This is a genomic window from Allotamlana fucoidanivorans (assembly GCF_045788535.1).
GTDB lineage: Bacteria > Bacteroidota > Bacteroidia > Flavobacteriales > Flavobacteriaceae > Allotamlana > Allotamlana fucoidanivorans.
This window is the reverse complement of sequence record NZ_CP074074.1, coordinates 194916-210804: the sequence shown is the minus strand read 5'-3', so window position 1 is coordinate 210804 and position 15889 is coordinate 194916. Positions and strand designations below refer to the sequence as shown.

The window sequence follows — 15889 nt, the reverse complement described above, 5'->3', positions numbered from 1 at the left end:
TGCAATTATAACGCAGACAAATCTAGTCGAAATTCTAAATTAAGTCAAGCAGTAGCAGGTTTGTTTAATGATTGTCTTTCAAAACATGAGGCATTTTTGATTTAAATCTATTTAGTCTGGGAATAGATACATTTTGAATGTAAGGATGATTGGGGTGCTTTTTTTCATAATCTTGATGATAATCTTCAGCAATCCAAAATTTCTGAAATGGATACACTTCAGCTGCTACTTTAATTTTTAATTGTTGTTCTAACTCCGTTTTCTTTTTAAGAATAATTTGTTTTTGCGCCTCATTTTGATAGAAGATGATGGAGCGGTATTGAGAGCCTTTATCATTACCCTGACCGTTTACCTGTGTGATATTTTGTGAGGTAAAATAAACATCAACAAGGGTTTCAAAACTCACTATTTTAGGGTCGTATATAATTTCAACAGCTTCAGCATGACCTGTTTTTCCTGTGTTGCTAGCTTCGTAAGTAGGATTTTTAGTGTGTCCGCCAGAATACCCAGAAATACTTTCTTCAACACCTTTTACGCTTTCATAAATAACTTCAACACACCAAAAACACCCGCTGGCAAAATAGGCCTTTGCTTTGCCGTGTTCCACAGGAACTTCAACAGGGTTGGCTTGTATTACTGCCTCTTGTGTTTTGTTAGTTTGAGCATTGTTTTGGCAGCTACAAAATAGAACCAATGTAAAAAAAGAGATTAAATGTTTCATAGTAGTTGTTTATATAATAGACGTATGGAAAATTAAATCCTTAAAACTATTTAAAAAAATAGTTTTATGTTATGTATATTTTAGTTGGAACATTAATGCTGATGCCTTAGGGGTATTGAGATATTTTTTAAGTAGGTAGCATTAGTAGCACAAATTAAAAATAAGGCTTACCTTATTTTATTTTGAGGTAATACCTTAACTAAGAGTATAAAAAAACCTCCAAATTTAGGAGGTTTTAAATATTTTGTGTTTAAAATAAACTATATTTTTGAAAACAGTTTTTCCATTTTTGCTTTTTGTTCTTCAGCTAAAACAGGGTCAACTAAAATTCTGCCACTATGCTCATCTGTAATAACTTTTTTGCGCGAAGCTATTTCAACCTGCACTTGTGGTGGTATGGTAAAGAACGAACCTCCAGAAGCACCTCTTTCAATAGGCACAACCGCCAACCCATTTTTTACATTATTTCTTATTCTGGTGTAAGCTGCTACCAAACGATCTTCAATTTGTTCTTTGTAATCGTTAGATTTTTGAATTAATGCTTCTTCTTCTTTTTCAGTTTCAGCTAAAATGGCGTCAAGTTCACCTTTTTTGTGTTTTAAGTGACTTTCTCGCTCTTTTAAGCGTTCTTTAGTGTCGGCAATAACCTGCTTTTTTTGCTCTATTTGAGCTTTAAATTCTTTAATGTGTTTTTCAGCTAATTGGATTTCTAATTCTTGAAATTCAATTTCTTTTGTTAAAGAATTATACTCTCTGTTATTTCTAACATTTTTTTGTTGCTCAGCATACTTTTTAATTAAAGCTTTTGATTCTTCAATTAAATTTTTCTTTCCAGCAATATCGTTATCTATAACTTCTAAATTAGCAACAAGTTTTTCTAATCTAATATTAAGTCCAGCAACTTCATCTTCTAAATCACGAACCTCTAAAGGAAGTTCTCCACGAACATTTCTTATTTCATCTATACGAGAATCGATGAGTTGTAAATCGTATAAAGCTCTTAAACGCTCTTCAACAGTTACTTCTTTCTTTTTAGCCATACTTTAAAAATACTTAACAGGATTGGTATTTGTCTTTGATAAAATGATTGCAAAATTACTAATTTTTTTTGTAAGATACGCTACTAAAAGATTTTTTGTGAATTGCTCACTTTCGTAATGTCCAACATCAGCTAAAAGAATACTATTTTCTGCTGTGAAAAAGTCATGATATTTTAAATCGGCTGTCACAAAAGCGTCTGCACCATGGGCTTTAGCGGCGTTAATAGCAAAACTACCCGAACCGCCTAAAACAGCAACTTTTTGTATGGGCTTATTTAAAAAAGCCGAATGTTTTACACAGGGTGTACTGAATTTTAACTTTAAATAGTTTAGGAAACCAGCTTCATCCATGGGTGTTTTTAAGGAACCTACCATGCCCATTCCAATATGCTGATTTTTGTTCTCAATGGTTATGATTTCATAAGCCACTTCTTCATATGAGTGCGTGCTGAAAAGCGCTTTCAAAACACGATGTTCTAAGTGTTTAGCAAAAGTGATAGTTATTTTTGTTTCTTCTTCAGTGTGAATTTCTCCCTGATTTCCTTTTGTGGGATTAGAATTTTCATTACCCTTAAAGGTGCCATAACCTTCTACATTAAAACTGCAATCATCATAATTTCCTATGCTTCCCGCTCCTGCTTTAAAAAGGGCTTTTCTTAAGGTGCCTGCTTCGTTTTTAGGTACATAGGTGGTTAGTTTTTTTATGGTTTGACTTTGAGGAATTAAAACTTGTTTGTTTTCTAGTTCTAATTGACTGCAAATCATATCATTTACACCAAGAAAGGCATTATCTAAGGCGGTGTGCATGCTGTAAATAGCAATGTCGTGTTTTATAGCTTTCATAACCACACGCTCCACATAGGTTTTTCCAGTAAGCTTTTTTAAGCCTTTAAAAATTATAGGATGAAAACTCACAATAAGATTGCATTGCTCATTTATAGCCTCATCTATAACAGCTTCAAGCGTGTCAAGTGTTACTAAAACTCCCGTTAGTTTTGTGTTTTTGTCACCAACTAGAAGTCCTACATTGTCAAAATCTTCAGCATAGTTTAGTGGTGAAAGCTCTTCTAGATGATTTATAACGTCTTGAATAATCATGTGCTATCTATTTTATAGTCAAAGATAAAATAAATACTTTCAAGCGTAGGTATTAAATTCTGTCATTTGAAATATGAGCGTTGGTGGAATAATTGTTATATTTCGAACTTTATTTTTAGGCGAATCATTGATCTCTTTTCCATGAACTTTATTAGGAAAATCTTGCTACCATTTGTACCCATTTATTTTTTGGTCACTTGGTTAAGAAATACATTGTATGATTTTGGTTGGAAACCGTCAAAGTCATATAGTGTACCTGTTGTATGTGTTGGTAACTTGAGTGTGGGAGGAACAGGAAAAACACCTATGATTGAGTATTTGATTCGGTTACTGAAACATGAGTATAAAATAGCGACATTAAGTAGAGGATATAAACGAAAAACGAAAGGTTTTCAATTAGCTGATGAAACATGCACTGTGGCCTCTATTGGCGATGAACCTTTTCAGTTTTACAATAAATTTAAGTCAGATGTTTTGGTAGCGGTTGATGCAAACAGGCAAAACGGTATTGAGCAGTTGCAAGAACACGATCCTGATGTTATTTTACTTGATGATGCGTTTCAGCATAGAAAAGTGAAGGCTGGGTTAAATATATTGCTAACTACTTATAATGCCCCTTATTTTAAAGATATTCTGTTGCCTACTGGAAATTTAAGAGAACCACGTAGTGGAGCCAAACGGGCTCAAATCATTGTTGTTACCAAATGTCCTCATGACCTTAATACTCTAGAAAAGAAACGTATTATTGAACAAATAAAGCCAGAAGCTCATCAAGCAGTGTTTTTTAGTTCTATAGCATATGCAGAGCAGATATGTTCTGTAAGTGAATCTATGGCGTTACACGATTTGAAAAGTGGTTTTACTTTGGTTACAGGAATTGCAAATCCAACGTCATTGATTGAATTTTTAAAGGCAAAACAGTTCAATTTTGATCATTTAAATTTTCAAGATCACCATGAGTTTTCTGAAGTCGATATAGTATTACTGGAGCAAAAAGAAATGATTTTAACCACAGAAAAAGATTTTATGCGTTTAAAACAGTATGAAACTTTAAAGGATAAACTGTATTATTTGCCTATTCAAGTAAAATTAGATTATCCAAATAAATTCAATGCTTTAATTGAAAAGGCGATTAAGCGCTAGTAGAAGGTGTTTCTTTTTTTGAAGCTAAGGCATTGTATAATTTTTTCTCAAACTCTTCTTGTTTGAACGGTTTAGGAATAATATCAGTAAATCCAGCTTCTTCAAACTCATGCATTTTATCTTCTATGGTTACTGCTGTTAAAGCAAAAATAGTAAGTTTCTTATCAAATTCTCTCACCTGTTTGGTGGCTTCTATACCACTAATGCCAGGCATATGAATATCCATTAAAACAATGTTGTAAGCGTTCGCTTTAATCATTTCAACAGCTGCTTCTCCATTGTCAACAATATCACATTTCAGATTCATTTTCGTTAAAATCTTTTTAGTAATCATTTGGTTGATTTTATTGTCTTCAACCACCAGGATTTTAACATTTGTAAGATTTAAATCGTCAGATTTGCCATCAAAATATGTTGGTGCATTTTCTTGAGCTTCTTCAACGGTAGTATGTTCAAGTGGTATTTCAAAATAAAAAGTAGTTCCTTTGTCAAGCTCACTTTTTACGTAAATTTTTCCTTTTAAAATGTCAATTAATCCTTTTACAATAGATAGTCCTAAGCCTGTTCCGCCATATTTTCTATTGATTTGAATGGACCCTTGAGAGAAGCTCTCAAACATATGGTCTTGCTTTTCTTGGCTAATACCAATGCCGTTATCTTCTATTTCAAAACGAAGTATATATGTTTTGCCTTGTTGTTCAATTTTATAAACCCGAATCCAGATATCACCATCCTTTGTAAACTTGATGGAGTTGCCTATAAGGTTGATTAGTATTTGAGAAATTTTTAATTGATCGGCAATGAAGTTTTCTGGGAGTTCTTTATCAAACTCATAGTGAATCTTTATATTATTATCAAGAGCCGAGTTGTTCAAGGCAAGAATAATGTTATTGATTTTTTTCTTTAAGTTGAAAGTTTCAGGTTCTATGTCAACTTTATTTGCTTCAATTTTATTGATTTGAAGAATATCATTTATAAACGTAAGTAAGTAATCACCAGAAAATTTAAGAGACTTAAGATGTTGCACTTGCTCAGGTCTTGGGTTTTCATCTAAAAGCATGTTGCTTAATCCAGTAACAGCGTAAAGCGGCGTTCTTAATTCATGAGTTACTGTTGATAAGAAGTTGGCTTTTGTTTTTGAGGCGAGTTCAGCTTTTTCTTTAGCAATAATTAGTTCACTGTTTTTTTTGTGAAGCATATTATTGGTTTTAAGTCTAATGTTATTGTTTTTATACAGAGAAAGCGTAAGAAGAGATAAAATAGTAATTAAAGCCACACTTAATATAGAAATTAAGGTACTCATATTTTGTTCATCTTCCGCTTTTTCTAGTTTTTCAACAATTTCCTGATTTTTTTCTTTTTCCTCATTTAGCAAATATTGTGTTTCTTGACTGTTTGAAGAACTTATTGTTAATTCTCTAATGGAGTCAGAAAGTGTAATATGCTTTTTTAAGAAATCTCTTGAGTCTTTATAAGCTCCAGTATCATTATAAAGCTCGCTAAGAAGTAAGTAGGCTTCATTAATAATTGAGGTGTAATTGTTGGTTTTTGCAATATTAAGACCTTCTAGAGCAAGCGCTAATGCTTTTTCTTGATTTCCTAATTTGCTGTAGGTTAGAGCATGATTTACTAAAGCTTCGCTTTCAGTTTTATAATAATCGTACTTTTTTGATACGGCAATAGATTGTTCTATGAGGTCTCTTGCCTTGTGGTAGTTTCTTAGTTGAATATAAGTTTTACCTTCGCTTAAAAGGGTTTCGGCCAACTCTCTATTGAGTTCCTCTTCTTCAAATTTTGATTTAGCAGCTCTGTAAGAATCTAAAGCAGAGTAAAAATCTCCTTTAGCAAAATAAACATCAGCAAAAATTTTATAAGAGCTTCCTAGATTTTTGTTGTCATTAATTATGCGTTGAATCTCAATGGCTTTGTTTAACAATTTAATAGCCTTATCTTCTTCTTGCGTTATTAGTTTTAGCTTTCCTTTAAGCGCATAAATAATACCCGCACTTTTTTTGTTGTTTGATTTTTCGGCTAAAGCTAAAGCCTTATCCAAATCTTTTTGAGCGCTAAAATAATTATAGTTTTCTAATTCTACTTCAGATTGAGCAATCCAGTGATTAATGCTGTTCTGTGTGATCTCAGGGTCATCATTGATGGAGTTTTGAGACACAGCACCTAAATTTATCAAGAAGATGATAATATATATGTAACACTTAAATTGGGACATTTTACCTAATATTATAAGCAAATATAATTATTTTATCGATAAAACGTAATTTTTTATCGACAAATTACGTATTAGGTCAATAATTCTGCTTGAGTATCCCGTTTCATTATCATACCAGCCAATAATTTTAACCATCTTTCCTATTACTGAGGTCATTTGAGAATCGAATATACAGGAGTGCGTGTTTCCAACAATATCTATAGAAACAATGGGGTCTGACGTGTATTCAATAATCCCTTTATAGTTGTTAAGGGCAGCATGTTTAAAGGTTTCGTTTATTTCTGAAATACTTACTTCTTGCTTTACATTAAATGTAATATCTGTTAATGAACCATTTATAACAGGAACGCGTATACCACAACCCCCAATAGCATTTGAAAGTTCAGGAAATATTTTGGTCAAGGCTTTTGCAGCTCCAGTTGTTGTAGGTACAATAGACTGTCCGGCAGCTCTAGATCGTCGTAAATCACGATGGGGTTCATCATGCAGGCTTTGGTCAGTAGTATAGGAGTGCACGGTAGTAATATAGGCTTGATCAATACCGCAAAGTTTATCCATAACATCAATCATAGGAGCCGCATTGTTGGTGGTACAAGAGGCATTTGATACTATTAATTCTGAACCGCTAATGATATGGTCATTAACACCTAATACTACGGTTTTAATATCATCTTCTACTGGAGGAACACTCAAAATTACCCTTTTAGCTCCATTGTATATATGGCTTTTTAATGATGATCTGGTTTTAAATTTTCCCGTACATTCAATAACAAAGTCAATATTAAAAGGGTTCCAATCAATAGCTTCTGGATGCGATTGGTTTAAAAGGGGAATGCTTCGTCCATCAACAATAATGTGTTCAGCGTCATGTGATGTGTCATACTTAAAAATACCATGAACGCTATCATATTTTAACAGGTGACTTAGTGTTTTGGCATCAGCTAAATCATTTATAGCGACTACTTGAATATCATTTTGCTTTGCTAGTAGCCTAAATACCCGCCTGCCTATTCTGCCAAAACCATTAATAGCAATCCTTATCATGGCTATTGAATGTGTTTTTGAGCACGGTAAGATGATCTTACCAAAGCACTACTTTCAACATGCCTGAAGCCAAGTTCTAAACCAATAGCTTCATATTCTTTGAATTGATCTGGATTGATAAATTGTTTTACAGGTAAGTGTTTTTTGCTAGGTTGTAGATATTGACCAATCGTAACAACGTCAACATCATTATTTTTAAGGTCGTGTAGCGTTTCAATAACTTCCTCACGAGTTTCTCCTAAACCAAGCATGATACCAGACTTTGTTCTACGCTGTCCTTTATGTTTTAAATATTTTAAAACCCCCAAGCTTCTATCGTATTGCGCCTGAATTCTAACTTCTCGTGTTAACCGTCTTACGGTTTCAATGTTATGCGATACAACTTCCGGAGCTACTTCTATAATTCTGTCAATATGTTGTTCTATACCTTGAAAATCAGGAATGAGCGTTTCTAAAGTAGTTTCAGGATTCATTCTTCTAACCGCATTAACGGTTTCTGCCCACATAATACTGCCCATGTCTTTCAAATCATCTCTATCCACACTTGTTAAAACAGCATGTTTTATATTCATTAATTTTATAGAACGGGCTACTTTTTCTGGTTCGTCCCAATCTACTGTTTCAGGACGTCCTGTTTTTACTCCGCAAAACCCACATGATCGGGTGCATATATTACCTAGAATCATAAACGTGGCTGTGCCTTCTCCCCAGCACTCTCCCATATTGGGGCAGCTTCCAGAAGTACAAATGGTGTTTAATTTGTATTTGTCAACTAGTCCTCGTAGCTCGGTGTATTTTTTTCCGGTTGGAAGTTTAACACGTAACCATTTGGGCTTTCCTTTAGGTTCGGGCAAAATATTTGAAGCTGTATTCGTTTTCATAGACATAAAATGAGTGTGCAAAGATACAAAGTATTCTGCTAAATTAAATTGCTATTGAAACAACATACCAAAGACTGAATCCGATTAAAAAAAGGATACCAAGTATACTATACACATGCATTATTTTTGAAGGTTGCCATTTTTTAGGCGTGTGCTTACTAGATATTAGTTTGTAATTAATTATGGCATAAAATGGTGCGGTTACAAATGATAAGATGGTTGCTATTTTTATCAACAAGCCCATTTCAGAAGCTAAAAACATAAAGATGCCTATGGTACCTATGGTTAAGAGCATAATCCAAAACGTATAGTTGAGTTTTTTAGTATTTTTAAAAAGTAGTGAAGCACTTTTTGCCATAGCTCTAGGTGATGCATCAAGCGTTGTAAGGGTAGTGCTAAACATGGTAGTAAATGCTGCTATGCCAATAAATACATAGGCCCAATCTCCTAAATTTAATGTGTACATTTTGATTAACTGACTAGAAAATACGTTTGCTGAATTACTAAAGGTTTCACCACTATTAAACATAACCAAAGCTCCAAGAAGTACAAAGCCAATACCTAAAAGTGTAGTGCCTAAATAGCCAATATTAAAATCAAAAAGAGCTGTTTTAGTGTGATATGTTTTAGATTCTTTGTTTTTCTCAACAGACCACAAGGACTGCCAAACGGCTATATCAAGTGGTGCTGGCATCCAGCCCATAAAAGCAATGAGAAAGGCAATTTCAATGCTGTTTTTAGGTAAAACCTGCTGAAAGGAGAGTGAGCTTTCATGATTTGATATGCCCATAGACACCGTAACAATGGTAGAAATAGTTAGGGTAACTATGATTATTTTCATCAATCTGTCTAGTAATTTGTATTTTCCAAAAATGAGAAGTACCAAACAGATTATAAGGATTATTATCGTCCAAAGTTCAAGACTAATAAAATGACCAAATAACGAAGACGCTAAGCCAGCTGTGACTATAGTTACAGCCGCTTGAATGGTAAACATGGTAGCAAGATTTAAAACAAAATACACAATCAAAATACTTTTACCAAGTTTGCTGTAGCCATCAAGTAAACTTTCGCCAGTTGCAGTGGCATATCTAGGACCAAACTGAAAGAAAGGATATTTAAACACGTTAACCAATAGCAAGGCCCAAATAAGTCCTAAACCAAAATCTGCACCAGCCCGAGTAGATTGCACCAAATGCGAAACGCCTATAGCTGCACCCGCAAACAGCAAGCCTGGACCTAGATTTTTTATGTGTTTGAACATTTAATTTCTTCGAATGATTTCAGCCAAAAGTTTTTTAGCTCTTAGCAATTTAACCTTTACACTGTTCATGGGTTCGCCAAGTTCTTGTGCGATTTCTTTGTAACTAAGTTCTTGAAAATACCTTAGGTTTATAATTTCTTGATAATGTGGTTTAAGTTTTTTTATATCACGAAGTAACTTGGCAAGATGTTGCTCGGTAATTAACTTGTCCTCTGGTGAAGGCGCTCCATCTAGTACTTCAAAGACTTCTTGGTCATCATTTGAAATGACTTGCGTAATGGAGTTTTTCTCTTTCCTTAATAAATCAATATGAATGTTTTTAGATATAGAAATTAACCACGTTTTAAAGGTGTAGATTTCATTAAACGTATCAATTTTATCAAAAGCTTTTGAGAAGGTTTGAATGGTAATGTCTTCGGCATCATTTTCATTTTGGGTACGTTTTAGCTGAAAGCCATAAACATCATCCCAAAACATATCAAGTAAAAAATTAAAAGCTTTCTGGTCGTTATTCTTTGCCAATTTAATGGCTTGGTCTATTTCCAATGGTTAGGTTTTGAAATAAGATTATTGATAAAGATAGTTAATTGTATAAAAACAAGAAAAAATTCTAACAGGGGAAATAGCAGAATCAAATCTTTTTCAAGAAGTTTTTTTGAAGATTTTCCTATAAAGATATATTGTAATAGCATTCTAAATAGAAATAAGGCCAATACCAATTGCCATTGAAAATTAAAGGCAAAAAGCAGAATTGATAAAACCCAAAAAAGCAGATTTGTTATGTATAATAAGCCTAAAATTAGTTTGTGATTTGTTTTGTAAAAAGATGCAGTTGAAACATGACGTCTTTTCTGTTTATACCAACTTTTAAAACTTGTTTTAGGTTTCGATTCTGTAAAACTCTTTTTTGAAAGACTAATAGCAGTATTTTTAGAATTTGCCACTTGATTTACAAAAAGGTCATCATCTCCAGATTTTACTTGAATATGATTTATAAATCCGTTGGCTTTAAAAAATGTGTCTTTAGTATAGCCTAAGTTTCTGCCAACGCCCATATATGGCAAACCAGAAAGAGCAAAAGAGAAGTAATGAACAGCGGTCATTAATGTTTCAAACCTAATAAGTTTGTTTAAAAAGGAATTTTTGATTTTTGCGTAAGGGCTATAGCCTAAAACAATGGTTTTTTCAGAGCTGAAATGACCAGCCATGTCTTGTAACCAATATTTTGAAAGCGGTTTACAGTCAGCATCGGTAAAAATAAAAAGATCGTATTTAGCTGCTTTAATTCCTAGAGTTAAAGCGTATTTTTTGTTTCCCCAAAATGCTTCAATACTTTTTACATTAACCACTTTAATATTAGCGTGTAAACTGCTAAAGTGTTCCATGACCTCAAACGTGTCATCATTTGAAGCGTCATTAATCAAAACAATTTCAAATTCTGGATAGTCTTGATTAATAATATAAGGTAAAAATGTTTTTAGGTTATCAGCTTCATTTTTTGCACAAATAATGACTGATAGGGGAGCACTACTAGTTTGAAAAGCCTTTTTTTTCTTTTTATAAAAAGCTAGTTTTGAAAAAACAACAACATAAAATAGAGCTTGAATAATAACTACAGCTATAAATGCGTAGCATACAATTTCAAGAATTTCCATTAACTATTTATGAATGTTTAGGTTCGTTACATTCACTAAACTGATCGGGAGTTTTGCCACAAAATCCACAAGCTTCTCCTTCTTTGTTAAGTACTGGATTTTGACTTGCACAAGTACCAGCAAATTTACCGTCTTTCTTAGCCCATAATTTTATGCCTATACCAGCTATACCTAATCCTAACAGAACAATTGTTATTAAAAGAAGTTTCATGTGAACGTTATAAAAATTTATGCAAAGATAATGTTTTTGCAACAGACAAAATGGAAGATTGAAACCAAAATTTTAAGTGACTAATTATGTGTATAGTGTCTTAATAATGAATTATTTGTACATTTAGAATATTAATCTATTAACATTGTTTTATTATGAAAAAATTATTTGCAGAGTTCTTTGGTACGTTTTGGCTGGTTTTTGGAGGTTGTGGTAGTGCGGTGTTTGCGGCAGGTTATCCGGAATTAGGAATAGGTTTTGTTGGTGTTGCTTTTGCCTTTGGTTTAACTGTATTAACCATGGCCTATGCTGTTGGCCATATTTCTGGTGGACATTTTAATCCTGCGGTTTCGCTTGGGTTATGGGCCGGAGGAAAGTTTGATACTAAAGATTTGTTGGGCTATATTGTTGCGCAGTTAGTTGGAGGTATAATTGCTGCGGGTACTTTATTTTTAATTTTAAGTAATAAATCTGATTTTGTTGATATTGGGGGGTTTGCTGCCAATGGTTATGGCGATTTATCGCCAGATGGTTATTCTATGACAGCTGGTTTTATTGCTGAGTTTTTATTAACTATGTTTTTTCTGTTAATTATTTTGGGAAGTACTCATGGTAAAGCCCCTAAAGGATTTGCTCCTATTGCGATAGGTTTGGGATTAACGCTTATTCATTTAATCAGTATTCCTATCACGAATACCTCTGTAAATCCAGCTAGGTCAACTAGCCAGGCGTTATTTGCAGGTGGAGAGTATTTGGGACAGCTATGGTTGTTTTGGATAGCTCCTATTGCTGGGGCAGTTGTAGCAGGTTTGATTCATAAAGCAATGTTTGAAGACGTTTAAATATAAGTAGACTAAAACGCAATAAAAAAGCCTCATTTTGTTTGAATGAGGCTTTTTACAATTTAGTTCAATGGATTATTGTAAACTAATTTGTGCTACTGAGTTTTCAACAGAGGCAATGGTGTTTCCTCCTTTTGGCTCAATAGTAATACTTAAAGCAAGGGCATCTTCCATGTAAGGAATATTGCGTAATTTTCTGTCGGCTTTATCTAAAATACCTAAGTTGACCATTTTACCTTGTAGCTCTGCCCAAATTTGATAACATTGCTCATTTGGTAAATCTGGAAGTGATACAACATCTATCATAGATGTTTTTTCTTTGGCATTAATGTAAGCCACCGTTTTTAAATCTTTGGCTCTATCATTACCTTTTATGATATACTTTTCAGTTTCAGGATTGTTAAGCTTTAAAAGTTGCCTCATAACATTGTCAAGCATTTTGTTATTTTGCTCAATGTCACCTCGTAAATCAAACAATTCATCAACTACCACTTGGTTTTCTTTTGATAATTTTTGATTTTGATTATAAAAGATATAAGATGTTCCTGCAAATAATAAAGCGGTAATACTAGCGGCAATACTGTATTTATACCACTTTTTATACCTGTTTTTAGGCTTTAAACTAATAACAGGAGTGTCATCTAATTCATTTAAAACAGCACTCAAAATATGTTTGGGCGCTTCAATAGCATTACTTTTTGCAACAATTTCTAAGTTGTGTTGTAATGTGTTGTATGTATTTTCAACTTCTGGATATCTAGCTATGTAAGATTCTACCATTTCTGTCTCTACAGAATTGGTTTCACCTAATAGATATTTTTCTAAAAGGCCAGAACTTAAAAATGTATTTATTTTTTCATTCATGACGTTATATTTTTACGGATTGTAAATTTTTTTTAATTCACGCAATCCAATTTTTAACCTAGATTTTATTGTTCCTAACGGAATATCTAATTCATCGCTAGCTTCCTGCTGCGTCATACCTTCAAAAAAGAGGGCATTAATCACTATTTGATACTTTTCATCTAATGTGTTTAGATGCTTTTTTATATCTAAAACATCCTGATTAAGTTCATTGGATGTTATTTTATATACGGGTGAATTTTCAATCTGGACTTCATTTCCCGTTTTATTTTTTAAAGATCTTACTTTGTCTATCGCTGTATTGTATGCAATTCTGTACAGCCAGGTAAAAAGTTTGGCTTTGCTTGCATCATATTTTTTGGCATATCGCCAAATTTTCACGAATGTTTCTTGAAGTACATCCTGTGCGGTTTCTTCATCAGCAATGATTTTTTGAATAACACCGTATAGGGCATCTGCATAGTTTTCATAAAGTAAGCTAACTGCTTTCTTGTCACCATTTTGTAACAAGTTAACAATCTCTTTTTCTATTGGTGAAATCAAAGTAAGTTATATTTATTGAACAGGGTCATAAAAATCCGTGACGCTAAAGGTAGAAATTTCTTTTTAGATTATATGATATTAACTTCAGGTTCAATGATAATGTTAAAAAGCCGTTTTACTGTTTTTTGAATTAACAGAGCAAGCTTTAAAATATCTGAACCTTGCGCCCCGCCATAATTAACAAGAACAAGGGCTTGGTTTTTGTGAACCCCATAATTATTGAATTGTTTTCCTTTAAAACCAGCTTTTTCAATAAGCCATCCAGCGGGAACTTTTACTAGGTTATCTGAAACAGGATAACTCGGTATATCTGAAAAATTATTGGCTAGCTTATCAAAATGTGTTCGTTCAATAACAGGATTTTTAAAAAAACTTCCACTATTTCCAATAAATTTCGGATCGGGTAATTTACTTTTTCTAATGCTTATTACAGCGTTAGAAACATCTTTAATGTTTGGGTTTTGAATACCTTGTTTTTCTAATTCAGAAATAATTGTTCCGTAGTTGATGCTTAGTTTATGATGCTGCCTAGTTAGTTTAAAAGTGACACTTGTAATAATAAATTGACCTTTTGCTTCATTTTTAAAAATGGAATTTCTGTAGCCAAAATTACAGTGGGTATTTGTAAATTGGTTTAACTTTCCTGTCTTAATTTCAAGTGCCTCACATGAATGAAAAACATCTTTTAGTTCTACACCATAAGCGCCAATATTTTGAATAGGCGCCGTACCTACATTTCCAGGGATTAGTGATAAATTTTCAACGCCTCCATAATGGTTTGCAATACACCAAAGTACAAACTCATGCCAATTTTCTCCAGCTTGTGCATTTACAAAAACAAAATCGTCATTTTGATTTACAAGCTCTATGCCTTTTAATCTGTTCAAAATGACCAATCCGTCATAGTCTTTGGTAAGCAAAATATTACTGCCTCCTCCTAAAATAAGTTTATTTGGGTATTCTTGGGCAGTAACATAGGTTTTTAGCTCGGTAAGTGTATTGGCAGTTGCAAAATACTTTGCATGCGCATCAATGCCAAAGGTATTAAACGGCTTTAAAGATATGTTGGTTTTAATTTCCACTAATTAGGATACACTTTTAAGGCTTCTTTCAGTATGTTAACAGCTTTTAGGAGGCTTTCTTTATTTAATACGTAGGCAATTCTTATTTGGTTTAGCCCAACGCCTGGTGTTGAATAAAATCCACCAGCGGGAGCCACCATGATAGTTTCGCCGTCAATGTCAAAGGATTCTAGTAGCCATTGGGCAAAATCATCTGAGTTTTTTATAGGTAATTCTGCAATACAATAAAACGCTCCTTTAGGAACAGCTACTTTTACACCATCTATTTTTTTTAGGGCCTCTATTAAGGTATTTCTGCGTTCTAAATATTCATTTATAACATTATCAAAGTAACTTTGAGGCGTATCTAAAGCGGCTTCGCTAGCTATTTGAGCATAACTTGGTGGACTCAACCTAGCTTGAGCAAATTTTAGTACCGTTTGCATAACGGTTGTATTCTTAGAAACCAAACAGCCTACTCTAGCACCACACATGCTGTAACGTTTAGAAACAGAATCTATCATTACAGCATGTTGTTCAATACCTTTTTCCTGTAAGATAGAGTAATGTGATTCACCATCATAAATAAACTCACGATACACTTCATCAGCAACTAAAAATAAATCGTGTTTTAAGGCAAGTTCAGCTAGCTGATGAATTTCTTCTTTACTGTACAAAGCACCAGTTGGATTGCCAGGGTTGCATATTAAGATAGCCTTGGTTTTTGGACTTATTAATTTTTCAAATGTTTCAACCGAAGGTAGCGCAAAATTGTCATCAATATTACAAATTGCAGGAACAACATTAACACCTGTAGCGGTTGAAAACGCAATATAATTGGCATAGAAAGGTTCAGAGATGATAACTTCATCTTCTGGATCCATAATACTACTAAACAGAAATAATAAAGCTTCACTGGCTCCAGTAGTTACAATGATATCTTCATGTGATACATCTATACCATGTTTAGCATAATATTTTGCCAATTTTATTCTATACGCTTCAGAGCCTTCAGAGCGTGAATAAGAAAGAATTTCAATAGTATTGTCTTTAACGGCTTGCAAGGCAACCTCTGGGGTTTTTATATCTGGTTGGCCTATATTTAAATGATAAATGTGTTTTCCAGCCTTTATTGCTTGTTCCGCAAAAGGAACAAGCTTTCTAATAGGTGAGGCAGGCATTAATTTGCCTTTTTTTGATATCGTTGGCATTTTTTCAATTTAGGCTGCAAAGTTGAGAAAATATTCTTAAAGTTTTTTTAAAAAAACGGGCTAATTCAGCACACAAGAATAAAG

Annotated in this window: 16 protein-coding genes; 2 read left to right on the top strand and 14 right to left on the bottom strand. The window is 33.3% G+C overall.

Annotated elements, in window-relative coordinates; all coding sequences use genetic code 11:
* Positions 1-64: 64 nt before the first annotated feature.
* From msrA to KFZ70_RS01090, 3 genes are all read right to left on the bottom strand, one after another.
* Positions 65-721 carry a peptide-methionine (S)-S-oxide reductase MsrA gene (gene msrA, locus KFZ70_RS01100; RefSeq protein ID WP_139696586.1) on the bottom strand — a complete coding sequence of 219 codons (657 nt, stop codon included), beginning with the start codon at positions 719-721 and terminating at the stop codon, positions 65-67.
* 260 nt (positions 722-981) lie between these two features.
* Entirely contained in the window at positions 982-1761 is a 780-nt protein-coding gene (locus KFZ70_RS01095; RefSeq protein ID WP_139696584.1) for a zinc ribbon domain-containing protein, read from the bottom strand.
* Positions 1762-1764: 3 nt separating this feature from the next.
* Positions 1765-2859, bottom strand: a complete 1095-nt coding sequence (locus KFZ70_RS01090) for a Nif3-like dinuclear metal center hexameric protein (RefSeq protein WP_139696582.1) — start codon at positions 2857-2859, stop codon at positions 1765-1767.
* Between the two features lie 162 nt (positions 2860-3021).
* Here KFZ70_RS01090 and lpxK point away from each other — a divergent pair, with 162 nt between their 5' ends.
* Complete coding sequence (gene lpxK / locus KFZ70_RS01085) at positions 3022-4002, top strand: tetraacyldisaccharide 4'-kinase (RefSeq protein WP_317128544.1); 981 nt, start codon at positions 3022-3024, stop codon at positions 4000-4002.
* On the opposite strand, the gene KFZ70_RS01080 is transcribed toward lpxK, so the two are convergent.
* The 7 genes from KFZ70_RS01080 to KFZ70_RS01050 form a co-directional block, all read right to left on the bottom strand.
* Entirely contained in the window at positions 3992-6190 is a 2199-nt protein-coding gene (locus KFZ70_RS01080) for an ATP-binding protein (RefSeq protein WP_233244038.1), read from the bottom strand. The two genes, lpxK and KFZ70_RS01080, sit on opposite strands and share 11 nt — an antisense overlap.
* A 66-nt stretch (positions 6191-6256) precedes the next feature.
* Positions 6257-7273 carry a type I glyceraldehyde-3-phosphate dehydrogenase gene (gene gap / locus KFZ70_RS01075; protein WP_139696576.1) on the bottom strand — a complete coding sequence of 339 codons (1017 nt, stop codon included), beginning with the start codon at positions 7271-7273 and terminating at the stop codon, positions 6257-6259.
* A 2-nt stretch (positions 7274-7275) separates the two neighbouring features.
* Positions 7276-8154, bottom strand: a complete 879-nt coding sequence (gene lipA, locus KFZ70_RS01070) for a lipoyl synthase (protein ID WP_139696574.1) — start codon at positions 8152-8154, stop codon at positions 7276-7278.
* Positions 8155-8197: 43 nt separating this feature from the next.
* Complete coding sequence (locus KFZ70_RS01065) at positions 8198-9418, bottom strand: Nramp family divalent metal transporter (protein ID WP_139696572.1); 1221 nt, start codon at positions 9416-9418, stop codon at positions 8198-8200.
* Positions 9419-9964 carry an RNA polymerase sigma factor gene (locus KFZ70_RS01060; protein ID WP_139696570.1) on the bottom strand — a complete coding sequence of 182 codons (546 nt, stop codon included), beginning with the start codon at positions 9962-9964 and terminating at the stop codon, positions 9419-9421.
* Positions 9955-11073 (bottom strand): glycosyltransferase, encoded by a 1119-nt coding sequence (locus KFZ70_RS01055; protein ID WP_199240670.1) that lies wholly within the window; start codon positions 11071-11073, stop codon positions 9955-9957. The genes KFZ70_RS01060 and KFZ70_RS01055 overlap by 10 nt, the downstream gene beginning before the upstream one ends.
* 7 nt (positions 11074-11080) lie before the next feature.
* Entirely contained in the window at positions 11081-11284 is a 204-nt protein-coding gene (locus tag KFZ70_RS01050) for a membrane or secreted protein (protein WP_139696568.1), read from the bottom strand.
* Between the two features lie 155 nt (positions 11285-11439).
* Between KFZ70_RS01050 and aqpZ the strand changes: the two genes are divergently transcribed.
* Positions 11440-12126: an aquaporin Z gene (gene aqpZ, locus KFZ70_RS01045; RefSeq protein ID WP_139696567.1), complete on the top strand. Its 687-nt coding sequence runs from the start codon at positions 11440-11442 to the stop codon at positions 12124-12126.
* Positions 12127-12201: 75 nt separating this feature from the next.
* Here the strand turns inward: aqpZ and KFZ70_RS01040 are convergent, their stop codons facing one another.
* The 4 genes from KFZ70_RS01040 to KFZ70_RS01025 all read right to left on the bottom strand — a co-directional run bounded on the left by KFZ70_RS01040 (position 12202) and on the right by KFZ70_RS01025 (position 15805).
* A complete protein-coding gene (locus KFZ70_RS01040; RefSeq protein ID WP_139696565.1) occupies positions 12202-12990 on the bottom strand; it encodes an anti-sigma factor in 789 nt (262 codons plus the stop codon).
* Positions 12991-13002: 12 nt separating this feature from the next.
* Positions 13003-13533, bottom strand: coding sequence for an RNA polymerase sigma factor (locus tag KFZ70_RS01035; RefSeq protein ID WP_139696562.1), 531 nt, complete (start codon positions 13531-13533; stop codon positions 13003-13005).
* 68 nt (positions 13534-13601) lie between these two features.
* Positions 13602-14615: a UDP-N-acetylmuramate dehydrogenase gene (gene murB, locus KFZ70_RS01030; protein ID WP_139696560.1), complete on the bottom strand. Its 1014-nt coding sequence runs from the start codon at positions 14613-14615 to the stop codon at positions 13602-13604.
* The gene (locus KFZ70_RS01025; RefSeq protein WP_139696559.1) at positions 14615-15805 is read right to left on the bottom strand and encodes a pyridoxal phosphate-dependent aminotransferase; all 1191 of its coding nucleotides are present in this window, start codon (positions 15803-15805) and stop codon (positions 14615-14617) included. Before KFZ70_RS01025 ends, murB begins: the two co-directional genes overlap by 1 nt.
* Between the last annotated feature and the right edge of the window lie 84 nt (positions 15806-15889).